Consider the following 19,273-nt stretch of genomic DNA (forward strand, 5'->3'; position numbering starts at 1 on the left):
GTGCCGCTTGCGCGCTTTGCGCCCGTTATGCCCGCGGCCCCGGCCGGCGAACCGGAGCCCGTAAAACAAAGGAGGCGCCAGGCGCCTCCGTGCTCGTGCCGCATCGCGCTCACTGCGCGGCCGACAGTTCCTTCTCCAGCCGGTCGGCGGGCACGGCGCCCGGCAGACGACGGCCATCGGCGAGGAAGACGGTCGGCGTGCCGGTCACGTTCATCGTGCGGCCGAGCTTCAGGTTCTTGTCGATCGCGGTGGTGTCGCAGTTCGCGGCCGTGGCCGGCGCCTTGTGATCCAGCATCCAGCTTTCCCATGAATTGCCGCGATCCTTCGCGCACCAGATCGACTTCGACTTGGCCGTGGAATCCGGCGACAGCACCGGGTACAGGAAGGTGTAGACCGTGACGTTGTCGATGGACTTGAGGGTGGTTTCGAGCTGCTTGCAGTACGGACAGTTCGGATCCGAGAACACGGCGATCTTGCGGCTGCCGTTGCCCTTCACCACCTTCACCGCGTTCTCGAACGGCAGCTTCGCGAAGTCGATCTTGTTGGTTTCCGAGAGCCGCGCCTCGGTCAGGTTCTTGCTGCTGCGGGTGTCGACGAGATCGCCGATCAGCACGTAGTTGCCGGTGGCGTCGCTGTAGATGATCTGCGAGCCGAGATTCACTTCGTAGAGACCGGGAATCGCGGTCTTGTCGATGCTCTTGATGCTGGCGTCGCCCATGCGCGACTCGAGCGTCGACTTGAGTTTGTCGGTGGTGGCGTCGGCGTGGGCCGGACCGGTCACGCCGAGCGTGACGGCGAGCGCCGCAGCCGTCGCGAACGCAGAACGAAGAATGGTTTTCATGCGGTTTCCTGTGAGTCGGCCAGCGTCGCGCGAATGCCGCGCGTCGGAATATCAATCAATGTTTTGTTTCAACCGAGCGCCGCCGACACCAGCCAGCGCTTGACCAGCGGCAGCGCGCCGACGAACGCCATGCCGGTATTGCGCACCGCGCGCGCGAACGTGCCGGGCACGGCGAAGAGCCGCTGCAGGCCGTCCGTGGCGAACATGAGCTTCTGGATGTCTTCGCGGCGCGCGCGTTCGTAGCGGCGCAACAGGGTCGGGTCGCCGAGGTCGCGGAACGACTCCTTGTTGGCGATGACATCCGCGAGCGCGGCGACGTCGCGCAACCCGAGGTTCATGCCCTGGCCGGCGAGCGGGTGAATCAGGTGCGCCGCATCGCCGACGAGCGCCACGCGCGGCGCGATCAGCCGGTCGACGGTCTGCAGCCCGAGCGGAAAACCTTGCGCCGGCGTCACGCAGTCGAGCGTGCCGAGTTGGTTTTGCGTCGCGGTTTCGACCTGGGCGGCGAGTTGCGCGGGATCGAGTGCGAGCAGGTCGTCGGCGTGCTCGGTGCGCGCCGACCAGACGAGCGACACGTGATCGCCCGGCAGCGGCAGCAGCGCGATGATTTCGGAATCGCGGAACCACTGGTAGGCGGTCTCGCCGTGCGGCCGCTCGGCCTTGAAATTGGCGACGACGCCGGTCTGGCGATAATCGCGACGGGTCATCTTCGCGCCCATTTGCGCACGGACCCAGGAATGCGCGCCATCGGCGCCGACGATCAGATCCGCTTCGAGGGACTCGCCGCTTGCGAGCGCGATGTGGGCCGCGTCGGCCTCGACGGTCATGCCTTGCGCGCGCGATTCAAACCAGGACAGGCTCGGCTGGAAGCGCAAGGCGGCGTCGAGCGACTGCTCGATCAGCAACGATTCGACGATCCACGCCAGCTGCGGCACCGATGCCTGGAAGGCGGAGAAGTGCAATTCGGCGTGGGCATCGCCGAACACGCGCATGTCGAACACCGGCCCCAGGCGCGAGCGGTCGAGCGCCTGCCAGACGCGCAGCCGTTCGAGCAGCGCCTGCGAGCTGGACGACAGCGCGTAGATGCGCGAATCGAACGCGGCGCCCGGCGGCAGGCCGGCGGCGCGCGACGCGACGAGCGCGGTGCGCAGCCCGGATTGCGCGAGTGCCAGCGCGGCCGTCTTGCCGACGAGCCCGCCGCCGACGACGATCGCGTGGAATTTCAGTGGGTGCGAAGTCATCCGGGCATTATAGCTGTGGGGGTCGGAGGGGTTTGGGGGCTTGCAGATGCGAGCGCAGGCTCAGGCCCGCCGACCTTCGAGGTCCGGCGCAACGGTACGCAACGGTACAATAGCGGCTTGCCTGGCCGCGGCACGCGGCCGCCGGTCGGAGCGGGCGTCATCGCCCGTCCATCGCGCACCATTTTTGACGAAAACGCGCGACTCGCGCCGTCTCACCAGTTCGAAGGATCCCATGAGCCTCCAATGCGGCATCGTCGGCTTGCCCAACGTCGGCAAGTCCACCCTCTTCAATGCGTTGACCAAGGCGGGCATTGCCGCCGAGAACTATCCGTTCTGCACCATCGAGCCGAACGTCGGCGTGGTCGAAGTGCCGGATGCGCGTCTCCAGGCGCTCGCCGACATCGTCAAGCCCGAGCGCATCCTGCCGGCCGTGGTCGAATTCGTCGATATCGCCGGACTGGTCGCAGGGGCGTCGAAGGGCGAAGGTCTCGGCAACCAGTTTCTCGCCAACATCCGCGAAACCGACGCCATCACGCACGTCGTGCGCTGCTTCGACGATGAGAACGTGATCCACGTCGCGGGCAAGATCGATCCGATCGCGGACATCGAAGTCATCAACACGGAACTCGCGCTCGCGGACCTGTCGACCGTGGAGAAGGCGCAGTCGCGTTATTCGAAGGCCGCCAAATCGGGCAACGACAAGGAAGCGATCAAGCTCGTCGCCGTGCTCGAAAAGGTGCGCGCGCAACTCGACCAGGCGAAGCCCGTGCGCGGCCTCTCGCTGAGCGACGAAGAGTTGCTGCTCATCAAGCCGTTCTGCCTGATCACGTCGAAGCCGACCATGTACGTCGCCAACGTGAAGGACGACGGCTTCGAGAACAACCCGTATCTCGACGCAGTGCGCAAGCACGCCGAGGCCGAGCATGCGCCGGTGGTCGCGGTGTGCGCGGCGATCGAGGCGGAAATCGCCGATCTCGACGACGCCGACAAGACCGACTTCCTCGCCGACATGGGCATGACCGAGCCGGGCCTGAACCGCGTGATCCGCGCCGGCTTCAAGCTGCTCGGCTTGCAGACGTACTTCACGGCAGGCGTGAAGGAAGTGCGCGCGTGGACCATCCATATCGGCGACACGGCGCCGCAGGCGGCGGGCGCGATCCATACGGATTTCGAACGCGGCTTCATCCGCGCCCAGACCATTTCCTTCGATGACTACGTCGCCTTCAAGGGCGAGCAAGGCGCCAAGGAAGCCGGCAAGATGCGCGCGGAAGGCAAGGAATATGTCGTGCATGACGGGGATGTCATGAATTTCCTGTTCAACGTGTAAATCGTCAAAAAGCGTCAAACTACCTTGCTTCACGAAGCGGAGTCCCCGATAAAAGGGACTCCGTTTTTTTTCGACCGCGACGAAGCACGACAGCGAAAAAACGAAGAAACGAACGAGGCAGCCCCAGCCTGCGCCACGCATCTGCGCCACCCACAACAACAAGCAGAGAAAAACAATGAAGAAGAGACACTTCCCCGCCCGCATCTACGCCGCCTGGCTCATCGCCGCCAGCCTCATCTGGACGCCGGCCGCCTTCGCCTACCAGAATCTCCCCTACCCGCAGCAACCCGACGAATCCGATCTCGACAGCCACGGCCACTACACCAACCGCGACGGCGACACCGTTCACGCGCCCGCGCGCTCCCGTTCCGGCAACGTGCCCGCCGGCGCCACCGCCCAGTGCCGCGACGGTTCCGACAGTTTCAGCCGGCATCACAGCGGCACCTGCTCGCGTCACGGCGGCGTCGCGCGCTGGCAATAGCGGATCGCCTCGCGAAGTACAATGACGCTTCAGCCCGCCGCGCACCGCGCGCGGGCGGCGCCACCTTCCCGCGCCGCCGGACAGCAACAGCATCGGCTGCCGCACCGCACGCGCGCGGCAGCCGCACTTCTCACCAGACGACCACCCAAGACATCCACATGGCCCAATACGTCTTCACCATGAACCGCGTCGGCAAGATCGTGCCGCCGAAGCGTCAGATCCTGAAAGACATTTCCCTGTCGTTCTTCCCGGGCGCGAAGATCGGCCTGCTCGGCCTGAACGGTTCCGGCAAGTCCACGCTGATCCGGATCATGGCGGGCGTCGATCGCGACATCGAAGGCGAAGCCACGCCGATGCCCAACCTCAACATCGGCTATCTGCCGCAGGAGCCGCAACTGGATCCGCAGCAGACCGTGCGCGAAGCGGTCGAGGAAGGTCTCGGCGACGTCTTCCAGGCGCAGAAGAAGCTCGATGAAATCTACGCCGCCTACGCCGAACCCGACGCCGACTTCGACCAGCTCGCCGCCGAACAGGCGAAGTACGAAGCCATCCTCTCGACCAGCGACGGCGGCAGCCCCGAGCAGCAGCTCGAAGTCGCCGCCGACGCACTGCGCCTGCCGGCCTGGGACGCGAAGATCGAACATCTGTCGGGCGGCGAGAAGCGCCGCGTCGCGCTCTGCAAGCTGCTGCTGCAAAAGCCCGACATGCTGCTGCTCGACGAACCGACCAACCACCTCGACGCCGAATCCGTCGAATGGCTCGAGCAGTTCCTGACGCGCTATCCCGGCACCGTCGTCGCGGTGACCCACGACCGCTACTTCCTCGACAACGCCGCCGAGTGGATTCTCGAACTCGACCGCGGCCACGGCATCCCGTGGAAGGGCAACTATTCGAGCTGGCTCGACCAGAAGGAAGACCGCCTGAAGCAGGAAGAATCCAGCGAATCCGCGCGTCAGAAGGCCATCAAGAAAGAACTCGAATGGGTGCGCCAGAACCCGAAAGGCCGTCAGGCGAAGTCGAAGGCGCGTATCGCCCGCTTCGAGGAACTCAATAGCCAGGAATACCAGAAGCGCAACGAAACGCAGGAAATCTTCATTCCGGTCGGCGACCGTCTCGGCAATGAAGTCATCGAGTTCAAGAACGTCAGCAAGTCCTATGGCGACCGCCTGCTGATCGACGACCTGAGCATGAAGATTCCGGCGGGCGCGATCGTCGGCATCATCGGGCCGAACGGCGCCGGCAAGTCCACGCTGTTCCGCATGCTGACCGGCAAGGAGCAGCCGGATTCGGGCGAAATCGTCAAGGGTCCGACCGTCAGGCTCGCCTACGTCGACCAGAGCCGCGACGCGCTCGGCGGCGACAAGACCGTGTTCGAGGAAATCTCGGGCGGCGCGGATGTCCTGACCGTCGGCAAGTACGAAACGCCGTCGCGCGCGTATATCGGCCGCTTCAACTTCAAGGGCAGCGACCAGCAGAAGATCGTCGGCAACCTGTCGGGCGGCGAACGCGGACGCCTGCATCTGGCGAAGACGCTGATCGCCGGCGGCAACGTGCTGCTGCTCGACGAACCGTCCAACGATCTCGACGTCGAAACGCTGCGCGCGCTCGAAGACGCGCTGCTCGAATTCGCCGGCTCCGTGATGGTGATCTCGCACGATCGCTGGTTCCTCGACCGCATCGCGACGCATATCCTGGCGTTCGAAGGCGACTCGCACGTCGAGTTCTTCGACGGCAACTATCAGGAATACGAGGCCGACAAGCGCAAGCGTCTCGGCGAGGAAGCCGCCAAGCCGAAACGCCTGCGCTACAAGCCGATCACGCGCTAATCCCGCAGCGCCGCCCGCGCGCTTGTGCGGGCGCGCGCACCGACATCCGGCGCGAAAGTGGCGACTGTGGGGGACGCGGTCGCCAGTCTTTTTTGTCAGACAAGACTACACAGCGCGGCGACTTTTCAGCAGGACTTCCGGGAGACACACGCAGATGGCGGGATCGGGCGCGCGGCGGGGAGCGCTTTGGGCAGTCGGGATCATCGTGGCGCTCGTCGTCGTGGCGATCGGCGGATGGCTGTTCGTCGTGCATCAGATGAAAGAGCGGATTCTCGAGACGCTCGGTCCAAACGGGTCGGTCGAGGAGATCGACGTGGATTTCGGCCACGTGACGCTGTCACGCGTGCGCCTGCGCGGCCCGAAAGACTGGCCCACCGGCGACGCGATGCGCGCCGAACGCATCGTGCTCGACGTCGACATGCGCTCGCTCATCACGCGCCCCATCCACCTGCGCAGTGTGAGCGTCGACAACTACTATCTGTCGATCGTCCGTTCCGCCAATGGCCGCGTGCGCATCCTGCCCGGTCTGAAGGAAACCGCACGTGCCGCCGACGCAAAGTCGGACAACAGTCAGGCCGACGAGCACGCGCAAGAGGAAAAAGTCATCGACCGGGTCTCGTTCGAGCGCGGCTCGATGGAGTTCTTCGACAGCTCCGTGCAGAACCCGCCGTATCGCGTGCTGATCGGCGATGCGCGCGCGACCATCGATCGTCTTCACCTGCCTGCGCTCAACGAGCGCACCGACCTGTCCATGTCCGGCTCGATCAAGGGTCCGCAGCATACCGGCACGGTGTCGTGGGGCGGCTGGATGGTCATTGCGAGCAAGGATTCGCAGACGCGCGCGACACTGCGTTCCGTCGATGTCCAGACGCTCGATCCGTATCTCTTGAAGAAGGCGGGCGCGCGCGCGGCGGTGACGGGCGGCACCATCGACATGACCGTGGACGCCACCGTGAAGGACAACCGCATTCACGCACCCGGCTCGCTGGTGTTGAATCATCTGCAGATCAGCGACTCGGGCAATCCGCTCGACACCTTTCTCTCGATCCCGACCAAGGCCGCCATCGCCGCGCTGAAAGACCGCAAGGAGCAGATCAAGCTCGATTTCGTGCTCGACGGCGATCTGCGCGATCCGAAGTTCTCGCTGAGCGAAAGCCTCTCGAAGAAGCTGACGGCGGGTTTCGCGAAGGCGCTCGGCGTGAGCGTGGAAGGCGTCGCGAAGGGCACGGGTGATACCGTGCGGGGAATCGGCAACGCGCTGAAGAACCTCTTGGGGCAGTAGCGCGCTTCGCTTCGTTCGATCAGAACGCCAGCTTCAACGCCCGCAATTGCGCTTCCGTGCTTGATGCGTCCGTATGGTGAACGCCATGCCAGCCAAGCGCGGTCGCGGCCTGCGCGTTGTGGAGGTTGTCGTCGATGAAGACGAGTTCGGACGGCTGCACGCCCGGCAGATGCTTTTCGATTTCGTCGAACATCAGCGCGAAGATGCGCGGATCGGGCTTCACCAGCCCGACGCGCCCTGACACGACCACTTCGCGAAACCGGCGCAGCACGTCGAAACGCTCCCATGCATAAGGAAAGGTTTCCGCCGACCAGTTGGTGAGCCCGAACAGCGGCACGTCCGCGCGCTCCAGCCGCTCCATCAGCGCGACGCCCTCGTCCAGCACGCCCGCCACCATCTCGGGCCAACGCGCGTAAAAGGCGCGAATCAACGCTTCATGTCCGGGATGAAGCGCGATCAGCTCGGCCGTGCCCGCTTCAATGGTCTGGCCGCCGTCCTGCTGCACGACCCATTCCATCTTGCAGACGTTGTCGAGAAACCAGCGGCGCTCACTTTCGTCGGGGATCAGCTGCTGGTACAGATAATCCCGATCCCAGTCGATCAGCACGCCGCCGAAATCGAACACGACTGCCTGGATGGCCATGGTCCGACGCTCCCTTTGGTCATATGGCTTGAGTGCGGGCCTCGAGCCACGCCAGCGCCGCGCCCGACACATGCGGCGACACGCGCCTGCGCACCGTCTCGTGATAGGCATTGAGCCACGCGCGTTCATCCTCGCGCAGCAAGGACAGGTCGATACAGCGCGTATCGATCGGACACAGGGTCAGCGTCTCGAACTCGAGGAAATCGCCGAACTCGGTCCTCCCGGCGGCGCGGTTCATCGCGAGATTCTCGATGCGGATGCCCCACTTGCCCGGCCGGTAAAGCCCCGGCTCGATCGAGGTGATCATGCCCTCTTCCATCGCCGTCCACGGTTCGGCGGGCGCGTAGTGGGAAATGACCTGCGGACCTTCGTGCACGTTCAGGAAGTAGCCGACGCCGTGGCCCGTCCCATGGCCGTAGTCCGCGCCCGCTTCCCAGATCGGCGCGCGCGCGATCGAATCGAGCATCGGCGAGCGGATGCCGCGCGGAAAGCGTGCGCGCGAAAGCGCCATCGTGCCCTTCAGCACGACCGTGAAGTCGCGCTTGTGTTCCGCCGTGATCTCGCCGACCGGCACGACCCGCGTGATATCGGTCGTGCCGCTCAGGTACTGGCCGCCCGAATCGATCAGCAACAGCCCGTTGCCCTCGATCACCGCGTGCGAGGCCTCGGTTGCGCGGTAATGCGGCATGGCGCCGTTGGCATTGAAGCCCGCGATCGTGCCGAACGACAGCGTGACGAAGCCCGGCCGGCGCGCGCGCGCCGCCGTCAGCTTTTCGTCGATGGTGAGTTCCGTGATGCGCTCGCGGCCCAGCGCGCCCTCGAACCATGCGAAGAATTCGGCGAGTGCGGCGCCGTCCTGCTCCATCGTCGCGCGGACGTGCTCGGCTTCGGCCGCGGTCTTGCGCGACTTCGCGAAGGTCGACGGATTCACCGCCTCGACAATCGTGACCGTCGACGGCGCCTTCTCCAGCAAGCCATGCGTGATGCGGCGCGGATCGATCAGCAGCGTCGCGCCCGCGGGCAACGCGCCCAGCGCGCCGGGCGCGTCCGCATACGGCGCGACGCGCACGTGGTCGCGCGCGAGCGATTGCTGCAACGCTTCCGGCACTTTGCCGTCGGCGACGAAGAGCGTCGCGTCATCGGCGCCGATCAGCGCATGCGCGACGAACACCGGGTTGTAGCTCACATCGCCGCCGCGCAGGTTGAAGATCCAGGCGAGATCGTCGAGCGTGGACACGAAATGCCACTGAGCGCCTTTCGCGCGCATCGACTCGCGCAATTGCGCCAGCTTGTCGGCGCGCGCGACGCTCGCATGCGGCGCCGCGTGTTCGTAGACGGGTGCATCGGGCAGGCCCGGACGCGCGGGCCAGACGGCCTCGAGCAGATCGAGATCCGTGTGCAGCACGATGCCGCGTGCGTCGAGCGCATCGGCCAGCGCGCGCGCCGCCGCGACGCCGAGCACGGTTCCGTCCACCGCCACGGTCTCGCCCTCCGGCACGTGCTCCGCGAGCCATTCGACATGCGGCGCGCTCTGCTGACCGGCCATCATCTTCATCAGCACGATGCCGGTTCCGGCCAGTTGGGCTTCGGCCTGCGTCCAGTAGCGGCTGTCGACCCAGACGCCCGCGAAATCCGCGGTCACGACCAGCGTGCCGACCGAACCCGTAAAGCCGGAAAGCCACTGACGTCCCTGCCAGCGTTCCGGCAGATATTCGGAGAGATGCGGATCGGCGGACGGAATGAGTACGGCGGCGAGATGGTCGAGCGCCATCTGGCGGCGCAGCGCGTCGATGCGGCGCGCAAACGTGGACGGCTCGGGAATGGCGGAATCTGCAATGCGATCGTTCATGGGGTCACCTGCTTCGAAACGTGCTTGAAAGCCCTTTGGCGCTTCAGAGGGCGCGACGGGCAGCGAGGATCGCCCGCTGTCCGCCGGGAAAGAAATCAGCGGCGCGCCGCCAGTCCGACGGTGAACGTCACGACGAGCAACGCGAAGACCGCGCACGCGAGCCATTCGAGCGTGTCGCCGTCGTGATAAAGATCGACGATGTTGCCGAGCATGCGCGCCACGATGCTCGCCAGTATGCCAGCCGCAACCGCCGTCCAGATCCGTCCCGCCGGTCCGCGGCCGACGCGTCCCGCGCGCCGCAGCGGATGCAGCCACCAGCTCGCGGCGCCGATCACCGCACCCAGGAAGATCAGTCCGAGCCAGCCCATCAGCGGCCGTGCTCCATTGCAAGCGCCGGGCGGCCGCGTGAGACAGGGGGAGAGTCGAACATGCGCGATCCGGGGTCTTCGAAAGTGGAAGGCTGAGTTTAGGGGCCGGATTTGGCGAAGGCAAGACTACGGACTGACGGGCAAAAAGCGGGAAAAGACCGTTCGTGCGTCGATCAGCCGCGTCGGGCCGCACATGCCTCTCAGACCGCGCCAGCCAATACCCGCAAGGCTTTCAGCCGGTTTGGACCGCGTGCGCGTCAAATAGCCCCTATAAATGAAGATTCACGCGAAACGCTATAATATTGGGCTATTGAAAGGCCATCGGCTTAGGCCAAGAGCATCGTTAAAACAATGCATCTCCTCACGATCGGAATCAATCATCACACTGCGCCAGTCGCCTTGCGCGAACGCGTGGCGTTTCCGCTCGAACAGCTCAAGCCCGCGCTGGGCGCGCTGAAAGACATCTGGCTCGGTCCGCTCGCGAAGGTTTCGCCCGAAGCGGCCATCCTGTCGACCTGCAATCGCACCGAACTCTACTGCGCCACCGACGACTCCGCCGCCCGCGAAGCCGCCATCGAATGGCTGTCGAAGTATCACGCCATCCCGGTTCCCGAACTCGCGCCGCACGTGTACGCGCTGCCGCAATCGGAAGCCGTGCGCCACGCCTTCCGCGTCGCCTCGGGCCTCGACTCGATGGTGCTCGGCGAAACCCAGATCGTCGGACAGATGAAGGATGCGGTGCGCACGGCCTCGGAAGCCGGCGCGCTCGGCACTTATCTCAACCAGCTGTTCCAGCGCACCTTCGCGGTCGCGAAGGAAGTGCGCACGACCACGGAAATCGGCGCGCAGTCGGTGTCCATGGCCGCCGCCGCCGTGCGCCTCGCGCAGCGCATCTTCGAGAACATCTCCGGCCAGCGCGTGCTGTTCATCGGCGCGGGCGAGATGATCGAGCTGTGCGCCACCCATTTCGCCGCGCAGAATCCGCGTGAACTCGTGGTCGCGAACCGCACCGCCGAACGCGGCGAGAAGCTCGCCGGCCGCTTCAACGGCCGCGCCATTCCGCTGTCCGACCTGCCCGCGCGCATGCACGAGTTCGACATCATCGTGTCGTGCACGGCGTCGACGCTGCCCATCATCGGACTGGGCGCGGTCGAGCGCGCCGTGCGCGCGCGCCGTCACCGGCCCATTTTCATGGTCGACCTGGCCGTGCCGCGCGACATCGAACCGGAAATCGGCAACCTGCACGACGTATTCCTCTACACCGTCGACGACCTCGGCGCCATCGTGCGCGAAGGCAATGCATCGCGTCAGGCGGCGGTGGCGCAGGCGGAATCGATCATCGAAACGCGGGTGCAGAATTTCATGCAATGGCTGGATGCGCGCAGCATCGTGCCGGTCATCCGCCACATGCACACGCAGGCCGACGCATTGCGCCGCGCCGAAGTGGAACGCGCCCGCAAGATGCTGTCGCGCGGCGACGACCCCGCGGCCGTGCTCGAAGCGCTGTCGCAGGCGCTCACCAACAAGCTGATCCACGGTCCCACGCACGCGCTCAATCGCGCGAGCAGCGAGGAACGCAGCCAGCTCATCGACCTGATGAGCGGCTTCTACCGCCACGGCGACAAGGCCGATTCGTCGGACCGTTAGCGGCTCCATCTTTGCTATTCTCCAAGGCCGCGCGCCGCCAGCGCCGGCTTCCTGATCGCAGTCATTCCCGGCGCCCGCCGCGCCAACTCCGCACGATGAAAACGAGCATGCAAAGCAAGCTCGACCAGCTCGCCAGACGCCAGGTCGATCTCAATGAACTGTTGAGCCGTGAGGACGTCACGTCCGACATGGACCAATATCGCAAGCTCACGCGCGAGCACGCGGAAATCAGCCCGATCGTCGATCAATACGCGCTCTGGCGGCAGGCGCTCACCGATGAAGCCACGGCGCAGGAACTGCTCGCCGATCCGTCGATGCGCGATTTCGCCGAGGAGGAGATCGGCGAGGCGCGCGAGCGCATGGCAACCATCGAAGGCGATCTGCAGACCATGCTGCTGCCGAAGGACCCCAACGACGAGCGCAACATCTTCATCGAAATCCGTGCGGGCGCGGGTGGCGACGAATCGGCGCTGTTCGCGGGCGACCTGTTGCGCATGTATCTGCGTTACGCCGAGCGCAACCGCTGGAGCGCCGAGACGATGTCGGAGAGCGTGTCTGATCTCGGCGGCTACAAGGAAGTGATCGTGCGCATCGCCGGACAGGGCGCGTATTCGCGGCTCAAGTTCGAATCGGGCGGGCATCGCGTGCAGCGCGTGCCGGCGACCGAAACGCAAGGCCGCATCCACACTTCGGCGTGTACCGTCGCCGTGATGCCGGAAGCCGATGAAATCAGCGAAGTCGTGATCAATCCGGCCGATCTGCGCATCGATACGTTCCGCGCGTCGGGCGCGGGCGGGCAGCACATCAACAAGACCGATTCGGCCGTGCGCGTCACGCACTTGCCGACCGGCATCGTCGTCGAATGCCAGGACGACCGCTCGCAGCACAAGAACAAGGACCGCGCGCTGAAGGTGCTGGCCGCGCGCATCAAGGACAAGCAGTATCACGAGCAGCACGCCAAGGAAGCGGCGACGCGCAAGAGTTTGATCGGCTCCGGCGACCGCTCGGAACGCATCCGCACCTACAACTTCCCGCAAGGACGCATGACGGATCACCGGATCAACCTGACGCTCTACAAGCTCGAATACATCATGGACGGCGATATCGACGAGCTGATCGGCGCGCTCGTCTCCGAGCATCAGGCGGAATTGCTGGCGGCGCTCGGGGAAGCGGAGTGAGCACTGCGGCCGACGTGCTGCGTGCGTCCGGACTGCCGCCGCTCGACGCGCGCGTGCTGCTGATGCACGTGCTCGGCTGGCGCCGCACGGAACTCATCACGCGCGATCAGGAACCGCTCGATGACGCGTCCGTCGCGCGCTTCGAGGCGCTCGTCGCGCGCCGTCTGAATGGCGAGCCCATCGCGCAGCTGGTCGGCAGGCGCGAATTCTTCGGCCTCGACTTCGAGGTCACGCCCGACGTGCTGATTCCGCGTCCGGAAACCGAATTGCTGGTGGAAACCGTGCTCGGCATCATTGCCGGCACGCCGAACCCGCGCGTGCTCGATCTGGGCACGGGCAGCGGCGCGATCGCGGTGTCGCTGGCACACGCGCGGCCCGATGCGAAGATGTGGGCCGTGGATCGCTCGCCGGCCGCGCTCGACGTCGCGCGCTCAAATGCCGTGCGTTTGCTCGACGCCGCGCGCGCGGGCGGTCCGGTTACCTTCGTCGCAAGCGACTGGACGGCGAACCTCGAACCGTCGCTGCTGTTCGAGGCGATCGTCAGCAATCCGCCCTATATCGCGAGCAGCGATCCGCATCTCGAACAAGGCGACCTGCGCTTTGAACCGCGCGGCGCGCTGACCGACGAATCCGACGGTTTGTCGGCGATTCGCGAGATTGTCGAAAAAGCGCCGTTCCTGCTCGCGGTGAACGGCACGCTGTGGCTCGAGCATGGCTACGATCAGGCTGACGCCGTGCGGCGTCTCCTGCAGGCGCGCGGCTTCAGTGACGTGCATTCGCTGCGCGATCTCGCCGGCATCGAGCGCTGCACGGGCGGCGTTTTCACGGCCTGAAGCGCCGGACGTCGTCAGCTCTCAAAAGCGAAATCCGCTATCATTTCAACCATCAGTCCCCCGACTTTCACGCGCAGGAACGCCATGGATACGCAAGAACATATCAAGCAGATCGTCGAATCGAATCCCGTCGTGCTTTTCATGAAGGGCACGGCGCAATTCCCGATGTGCGGCTTCTCAGGCCGCGCCATCCAGGTCCTGAAGGCCTGCGGCGTCGACAAGATCACCACCGTCAACGTGCTCGAAGACGACGCCGTCCGTCAGGGCATCAAGCAGTTCTCCAACTGGCCGACCATTCCGCAGCTGTACGTGAACGGCGAGTTCATCGGCGGCTCGGACATCATGATGGAGATGTATCAGTCGGGCGAACTGCAGCAGCTCTTCGCCGCCGCCTGAGTCCCACTCGCCCGCCGATGCCAACCAGCCTGCCCGCCCCGCAGCGACGCCTGATCGTCGCAATCACCGGGGCGACAGGCGCCATCTACGGCGTGCGTTTGCTCGACATGCTGCGCCGCCTGGGCGGCGTCGAGACGCATCTGCTCGTCTCCAGCGCCGGCTGGCTCAATATCCAGCACGAACTCGATCTCGACCGCGCCGCCGTCCACGCGCGGGCGGATGTCGTACACAGCGTGCGCGATGTCGGCGCGAGCATCGCTTCCGGCTCCTTCGCCACCGACGGCATGGTGGTCGCGCCCTGCTCGATGCGCACACTCGGCAGCATCGCGCACGGTCTCTCTGACAATCTGATTACCCGCGCCGCCGATGTCGTCCTCAAGGAACGGCGCCGACTCGTACTGCTTGTGCGGGAAACGCCGTTCAACCTCGCGCACCTGCGCAACATGACGTCGGTCACGGAAATGGGCGGCGTGATCTTTCCGCCGTTGCCGGCGTTCTATCAGAAGCCCGCGACGATCGACGAAATGGTGGACCACACCGTGGCGCGCGTCATCGATCTGTTTGGCTTCGGGCAGCCGGTTGCGTCGGCGTGGCAGGGATTGCGCGCAACGCTCGACTAGTGCGTTATTAGCAACAATGGCGACATAATCCGTTGCCTTGCAGAAGGTTTATTAACGCCCCGAGCGGCCCTACATTGACGACATAGTCCATAGGAACCTTGCCGTCATGAGCCCGACACCCACCGTCTTCATTTCCCACGGCGCGCCGACGCTGCCGATCGACCCGTCGATGCCTTCCGCCGAATTCGCCTCGCTGAGCGCGACGTTGCCGCGCCCGCGTGCGATCCTGATGCTGTCGGCGCACTGGGGCACCGCGCAGCCGGTTGCGAGCATCGCCGAGCGGCCGGAAACCATCCACGACTTCTACGGATTTCCGCGTGCGCTGTACGACCTGCGCTACCCGGCGCCCGGCGCACCCGATCTGGCGAAGCGCGCCGCCGCCTTGCTCGGCGCGCAGGGCATTCCCGCCGCGACGACCGAACATGGTCTGGATCACGGCGCATGGGTGCCCCTGCTGCTGATGTTCCCGGACGCCGACGTACCGGTCGCACAGCTGTCGATACAGCCGCACCTGGACGCCGCGCATCATTTCGGCATGGGCCGGGCGCTGCGGGATCTGCGCGATGAGGGCGTGATGATCGTCGGTTCCGGCCAGATCACGCACAACCTGCGCATGGCCGATTTCAGCGCGCGTCCCGAAGATGCCGATCCGCGCGTCACCGAATTCACCGACTGGTTCGAGGACCGCATGGCGGCACGCGACATCGACGCGCTGCTCGACTATCGTGCGCGCGCGCCCCATGCGGCGCTGATGCACCCGACGGACGAACATCTGCTGCCGGTGTTCAGCGCGCTCGGTGCCGCCGCGGATGACTACACGCTCGGCATTCAGTCGCTCGGAACCTTCCAGCGCGCACTGGCGATGACGAACTACGTCTTCTCGGACGCATGATGAAAAAAACCGCCTGAGCAGTTACTCAGGCGGTTTTCTGTCTCGCTACAAGATGCCGGAACGCTCAGGCGCCGACTTCGTGAAGGACGTCGTCGCGGCTTTCGCGCTCGTCGAGATACGCGGTGCGATATCCGGTGTGCACGCCCCAGTAGTAGAACACCAGCGCCAGCACAGCGACTGCGGCCATATCCCAGCCGTACGGCAGCAATCCACTACCCCCAAAATCCCTGCTGCCGATCAGCGACATCACCGCCATGCACGGCAGATACGCCACCAGCCACCACGCAGCCTTGAGATCGCGTCCCCAGCCGGCGAAGCCCGCCTTGGCCTGGAAGTAGAAGTACACCGGCAGCGCGACGACCATCAGCAGAATGATTTCGCCGGTGAGCGGCCACTTCGCCCAGAACAGCACCAGCGACGCGCACACGAACGCGAACGGCGCGACCACGCCCATCATCGGCAGCTTGAGCGGACGCTCGAGGTCCGGAGCCGCGCGGCGCAGCGCCATCAGGCTCACCGGGCCCGTCAGATACGAGATCACCGTCGCCACCGAAATCACCGCGGCCAGCGAGCTCCACCCACGGAAAAAGAACATGAAGATGAACGCGACGAACAGGTTGAACCACATCGCCGGACGCGGCACGCCGTAAAACGGATGCACGTTGCCGAAGATCTTCGGCATCGTGCCGTTGCGCTCCATCGCGTAGATCATGCGGGTGGTCGTCGCCATGTAGGTCGTGCCGGTGCCGCTCGGGCTGACGAAGGCGTCCACATACAGGAGGATGGCAAGCCAGTTCAGGTTGAGCGCCAGCGCCAGTTCCGCAAACGGCGACGCGAAGTTGAAATGCGCCCAGCCCTTCGCGGCATCAGCGGGATTCACCGCGCCGATATACGCGATCTGCAGCAGCACGTAGATCACGAGCGCGAGCAGGATCGAGCCGATCACCGCGAACGGCACGCTGCGCGCCGGGTTGCGTGCCTCGCCGGCGAGGTTCACCGGGCTCTGGAAACCGTTGAAGCTGAACACGATGCCGCTGGTCGCGACGGCGGTCAGCACCGCGGGCCAGCCATAAGGCGCGAAAGTCGACGACGTGCCGAAGTTCTCCGGGTGGAATCCGGCGAAGATCAGCCCCGCGATGGTCGCGCCCGGGATGAGGAACTTGAAGACCGTGATCAGCGAGTTCGCACGGGCGAACACCTTCACGCCCCAGTAGTTCAGCATGAAGTAGATGATCACGAGCAACGCCGAGAGACCAATGCCGGTCGGCGTCAGCGACTCGTTGACGAACAGTGCATGCGCCCATTCGTAGGGCCAGGTGCTCATGTACTGGATGGAGGCTTCGGCTTCGATCGGAATCACCGAAACGATCGCGATCCAGTTCGCCCACGCGCTGACGAAACCCACCAGCGCGCCATGCGAATAGCGGGCGTAGCGCACCATGCCGCCGGACTCGGGAAACATGGCGCCCAGTTCGGCATACGTCAGCGCGATCGCCAGGATGACGACCGCGCCGATCACCCAGGCGGCGATCGCGGCAGGTCCGGCGATCTTGGCGGCCTTCCATGCCCCGAAGAGCCATCCCGACCCGATGATGGATCCCAGACCGGTCAGCATCAGGGCCATCGGGCCGATGTTTCTCTGTATCGAACTTTTCACTTCTTTTCTCCGTTGTCTCGCGCCGCTCATGCTGCTTGCGGCTTGGCCGGTTTTCGATCGGCGCCAGGCCGCGGCCGCACCAGTTGCCAGAATCATTCCCGCCAACCCGGCATGTCCGGTGCAACCCTTCGAAAATGGTCGCGTAGTTTAACGGTTGCACCTTTCGAATGCAGTGCGGAGGGCGAGCAGTTTCACCTTTTTTTGCCTCTTTTTCGTGCAATGCGGCACAAGATTTCGCTCATCGCGGCTGAAATCCGTATGGCGTTAAAAAATCCCTTGGAGTTGTCGGATATTAATTGACCGCGAAATGGTTTCGCCGTATAAAGCTTCTTGCAGGATTTCAAGTGGCGAGTGAATTGGTTCTTTCGAGTTCGCCATCACGGTACTCCGGTTGGCCCCATTGCCCCTTCCTTGATCTTTTGCACCCCTGGGCTTCGGCCTTATTCATCATTTTTTTGGAACAAGTAACATGGAAACCGGTACCGTCAAGTGGTTCAATGACGCAAAGGGCTTTGGCTTCATCACTCCGGATGGCGGCGGCGAAGATCTGTTCGCGCACTTCTCGGAAGTCCGTGTCGAAGGCTTCAAGACGCTTCAGGAAAACCAGAAGGTTACCTACGAAGTGAAGACTGGCCCGAAGGGCAAGCAAGCCGCGAACATCAAGCCGGCCTAAGTTCCGCCTGATTCGTAAAAAACCCCGCCTGCGCGGGGTTTTTTATTTGCGGCGCGCGTTCAGGCGGAATCACGCGAAAACGCGCTGTGCGTAGATGCCGAGGCCCTTCGCCACGCTGGCGAGGCGATCGCCGAACACCGGCTGCGCAGCAGGAAACGCCGCCGCCAAAGCCTGCGACAGGAACCGCAGCCCGGTCGTCCCGCCTGTGAAATACACGGCGCCGACGTCCGTATCCGCGACGCCCGCACGCCGGATGGTCTCGCGCGCGGCGTCCACGATGCGCCGCGTTTCCTCCGCGCCCGCCTCGATCAAGCGCGTTTCGTCGAAGGCGACGCGCAACGCTTCCTCCACCTCTTCCATGTCGATTTCCGTCGCCCCGCCCGCGGCGACTTCGATCTTCGCCTCCTCCGCATGCGCGGTGAGCGCGTGCCCCAGCCGGCGATCCACAACGCGCATCAAGCGGTCATGATGACGCACCTCCGGGTAGAGATGGCGCATCAGCTGCAGCTCGCTGACACGCTTGGGCGTGTAGACGGTGTTGATCAGATGCCACGTGGAGAGATCGAAATAGATGCGGCTCGGCACTTCCCGTCCTTGCGGATCGAGCGATTGATAGCCGAGCTCGCGCAGCACGGTCGCGAGTTCGACGCGGCGGTCGAAATCCGTGCCGGCGACATGCACGCCGTGATGCGCGAGCACGTCGCTCTTGCGGTCGAGTTCGCGAGCGCGCTCCGGACCAACGCGCACCAGCGAAAAGTCCGACGTACCGCCACCGATATCCGCGACCAGCACGAGCCCTTCCTGCGTCAGGCCGGCTTCGTAATCGAAGGCGGCGGCAATTGGTTCGTACTGGAAGTGGATCTCGCGCAAACCGACGGCATGCGCGCACGCCTCGAGCTGCTTCTGCGCCAGGTTGTCGGCGCGCGGATCGTCGTCGACGAAGAACACCGGGCGGCCGAGCACCGCGCGCGACAGCGGCTCGCCGGCGATCGCCTGGGCCTTCTGCTTCAGGTGCTGCAAGAACAGCGTGATGACGTCGGCGTACTTGATGGCCGATCCGTCGCCGAGATCCGTCGTGCTGTCGGCGAGCGCCGAGCCGAGAATGCTCTTCATCGAGCGCATCAGGCGGCCGTCGAAACCGTCGATGTACGCCTCCAGCGCGGCGCGTCCGTAGGCCTGGTTATTTTCGTCGGTGTTGAAGAAGACGGCGGTGGGCAACGTGGTCGCCTCTCCTTCGACGGGCGCCAGTCGAATGGCGGGGCCGTCCGGAAGGGCGACGGCGGAATTCGACGTGCCGAAATCGATCGCGCAAAAATTCATGATGCTGAGCCACGTCCGCCAGGACGCCGCGTTGGACATGGACGGCGTTTTTAACACGTTCCCAGGTAGGCATCAACCGCGGCCGGAGATTTTTAAACCGTTGACTTCATTCGACAAAAGCGGAATGTAACTTGCTCGTTCGAAAGCCGCCTGCGTTTTTCCGCGCTTTCGCGGCGTACGACAGGCGACATGAGCAAAA

The 19,273-nt window shown here is 64.7% G+C and carries 19 protein-coding genes; 12 read left to right on the forward strand and 7 right to left on the reverse strand.

All coding sequences use genetic code 11. The annotated features are described in order from the left end of the window. Positions 1 to 109 precede the first annotated feature (109 nt). Positions 110 to 841 carry a DsbC family protein gene (locus QCE62_RS13345; protein ID WP_309918653.1) on the reverse strand — a complete coding sequence of 244 codons (732 nt, stop codon included), beginning with the start codon at positions 839 to 841 and terminating at the stop codon, positions 110 to 112. 68 nt (positions 842 to 909) lie between these two features. Further along, positions 910 to 2,082, reverse strand: a complete 1,173-nt coding sequence (locus QCE62_RS13350) for a UbiH/UbiF family hydroxylase (protein ID WP_309918654.1) — start codon at positions 2,080 to 2,082, stop codon at positions 910 to 912. 232 nt (positions 2,083 to 2,314) lie between these two features. Between QCE62_RS13350 and ychF the strand changes: the two genes are divergently transcribed. The 4 genes from ychF (at position 2,315) to QCE62_RS13370 (ending at position 6,998) form a co-directional block, all read left to right on the forward strand. Next, positions 2,315 to 3,409, forward strand: coding sequence for a redox-regulated ATPase YchF (gene ychF, locus QCE62_RS13355; protein WP_309918657.1), 1,095 nt, complete (start codon positions 2,315 to 2,317; stop codon positions 3,407 to 3,409). A 175-nt stretch (positions 3,410 to 3,584) separates the two neighbouring features. Next, on the forward strand, positions 3,585 to 3,890 hold the full coding sequence (locus QCE62_RS13360; protein ID WP_309918660.1) for a DUF3761 domain-containing protein: 306 nt from the start codon (positions 3,585 to 3,587) through the stop codon (positions 3,888 to 3,890). Positions 3,891 to 4,048: 158 nt separating this feature from the next. Beyond that, entirely contained in the window at positions 4,049 to 5,716 is a 1,668-nt protein-coding gene (ettA, locus tag QCE62_RS13365; protein WP_309810097.1) for an energy-dependent translational throttle protein EttA, read from the forward strand. Positions 5,717 to 5,870: 154 nt separating this feature from the next. After that, on the forward strand, positions 5,871 to 6,998 hold the full coding sequence (locus tag QCE62_RS13370; RefSeq protein ID WP_309918663.1) for a DUF748 domain-containing protein: 1,128 nt from the start codon (positions 5,871 to 5,873) through the stop codon (positions 6,996 to 6,998). Positions 6,999 to 7,017: 19 nt separating this feature from the next. On the opposite strand, the gene QCE62_RS13375 is transcribed toward QCE62_RS13370, so the two are convergent. The 3 genes from QCE62_RS13375 to QCE62_RS13385 form a co-directional block, all read right to left on the reverse strand. Next, a complete protein-coding gene (locus QCE62_RS13375; protein ID WP_309918666.1) occupies positions 7,018 to 7,641 on the reverse strand; it encodes an HAD family phosphatase in 624 nt (207 codons plus the stop codon). 19 nt (positions 7,642 to 7,660) lie between these two features. Beyond that, positions 7,661 to 9,490 carry an aminopeptidase P family protein gene (locus tag QCE62_RS13380; RefSeq protein WP_309918668.1) on the reverse strand — a complete coding sequence of 610 codons (1,830 nt, stop codon included), beginning with the start codon at positions 9,488 to 9,490 and terminating at the stop codon, positions 7,661 to 7,663. 95 nt (positions 9,491 to 9,585) lie between these two features. Then, positions 9,586 to 9,858: a hypothetical protein gene (locus QCE62_RS13385; RefSeq protein WP_309918669.1), complete on the reverse strand. Its 273-nt coding sequence runs from the start codon at positions 9,856 to 9,858 to the stop codon at positions 9,586 to 9,588. A 351-nt stretch (positions 9,859 to 10,209) separates the two neighbouring features. Between QCE62_RS13385 and hemA the strand changes: the two genes are divergently transcribed. From hemA to QCE62_RS13415, 6 genes are all read left to right on the forward strand, one after another. Next, on the forward strand, positions 10,210 to 11,505 hold the full coding sequence (gene hemA, locus QCE62_RS13390; RefSeq protein ID WP_309918672.1) for a glutamyl-tRNA reductase: 1,296 nt from the start codon (positions 10,210 to 10,212) through the stop codon (positions 11,503 to 11,505). 95 nt (positions 11,506 to 11,600) lie between these two features. Then, complete coding sequence (prfA, locus tag QCE62_RS13395) at positions 11,601 to 12,683, forward strand: peptide chain release factor 1 (RefSeq protein WP_309918675.1); 1,083 nt, start codon at positions 11,601 to 11,603, stop codon at positions 12,681 to 12,683. Beyond that, a complete protein-coding gene (prmC, locus tag QCE62_RS13400; protein WP_309918678.1) occupies positions 12,680 to 13,516 on the forward strand; it encodes a peptide chain release factor N(5)-glutamine methyltransferase in 837 nt (278 codons plus the stop codon). Before prfA ends, prmC begins: the two co-directional genes overlap by 4 nt. Positions 13,517 to 13,600: 84 nt before the next feature. Then, positions 13,601 to 13,912 (forward strand): Grx4 family monothiol glutaredoxin, encoded by a 312-nt coding sequence (gene grxD, locus QCE62_RS13405; protein ID WP_309810121.1) that lies wholly within the window; start codon positions 13,601 to 13,603, stop codon positions 13,910 to 13,912. Between the two features lie 17 nt (positions 13,913 to 13,929). Then, positions 13,930 to 14,532 carry a UbiX family flavin prenyltransferase gene (locus QCE62_RS13410; protein WP_309918681.1) on the forward strand — a complete coding sequence of 201 codons (603 nt, stop codon included), beginning with the start codon at positions 13,930 to 13,932 and terminating at the stop codon, positions 14,530 to 14,532. A gap of 106 nt (positions 14,533 to 14,638) precedes the next feature. Further along, entirely contained in the window at positions 14,639 to 15,424 is a 786-nt protein-coding gene (locus QCE62_RS13415) for a class III extradiol ring-cleavage dioxygenase (RefSeq protein WP_309918684.1), read from the forward strand. A gap of 64 nt (positions 15,425 to 15,488) precedes the next feature. On the opposite strand, the gene QCE62_RS13420 is transcribed toward QCE62_RS13415, so the two are convergent. After that, a complete protein-coding gene (locus tag QCE62_RS13420; protein WP_309918687.1) occupies positions 15,489 to 17,081 on the reverse strand; it encodes an APC family permease in 1,593 nt (530 codons plus the stop codon). A 469-nt stretch (positions 17,082 to 17,550) separates the two neighbouring features. On the opposite strand from QCE62_RS13420, the gene QCE62_RS13425 reads away from it, so the two are divergent. Continuing rightward, positions 17,551 to 17,754 carry a cold-shock protein gene (locus tag QCE62_RS13425; RefSeq protein ID WP_309810134.1) on the forward strand — a complete coding sequence of 68 codons (204 nt, stop codon included), beginning with the start codon at positions 17,551 to 17,553 and terminating at the stop codon, positions 17,752 to 17,754. 69 nt (positions 17,755 to 17,823) lie between these two features. On the opposite strand, the gene QCE62_RS13430 is transcribed toward QCE62_RS13425, so the two are convergent. Then, positions 17,824 to 19,074 (reverse strand): Hsp70 family protein, encoded by a 1,251-nt coding sequence (locus tag QCE62_RS13430; RefSeq protein ID WP_309918690.1) that lies wholly within the window; start codon positions 19,072 to 19,074, stop codon positions 17,824 to 17,826. On the opposite strand from QCE62_RS13430, the gene QCE62_RS13435 reads away from it, so the two are divergent. Beyond that, complete coding sequence (locus QCE62_RS13435) at positions 18,965 to 19,204, forward strand: hypothetical protein (protein WP_309919897.1); 240 nt, start codon at positions 18,965 to 18,967, stop codon at positions 19,202 to 19,204. The two genes, QCE62_RS13430 and QCE62_RS13435, sit on opposite strands and share 110 nt — an antisense overlap. The last annotated feature ends 69 nt before the right edge of the window (positions 19,205 to 19,273 follow it).

Source organism: Caballeronia sp. LZ033 (assembly GCF_031451265.1).
In the GTDB taxonomy this organism is placed as follows: Bacteria; Pseudomonadota; Gammaproteobacteria; order Burkholderiales; family Burkholderiaceae; genus Caballeronia.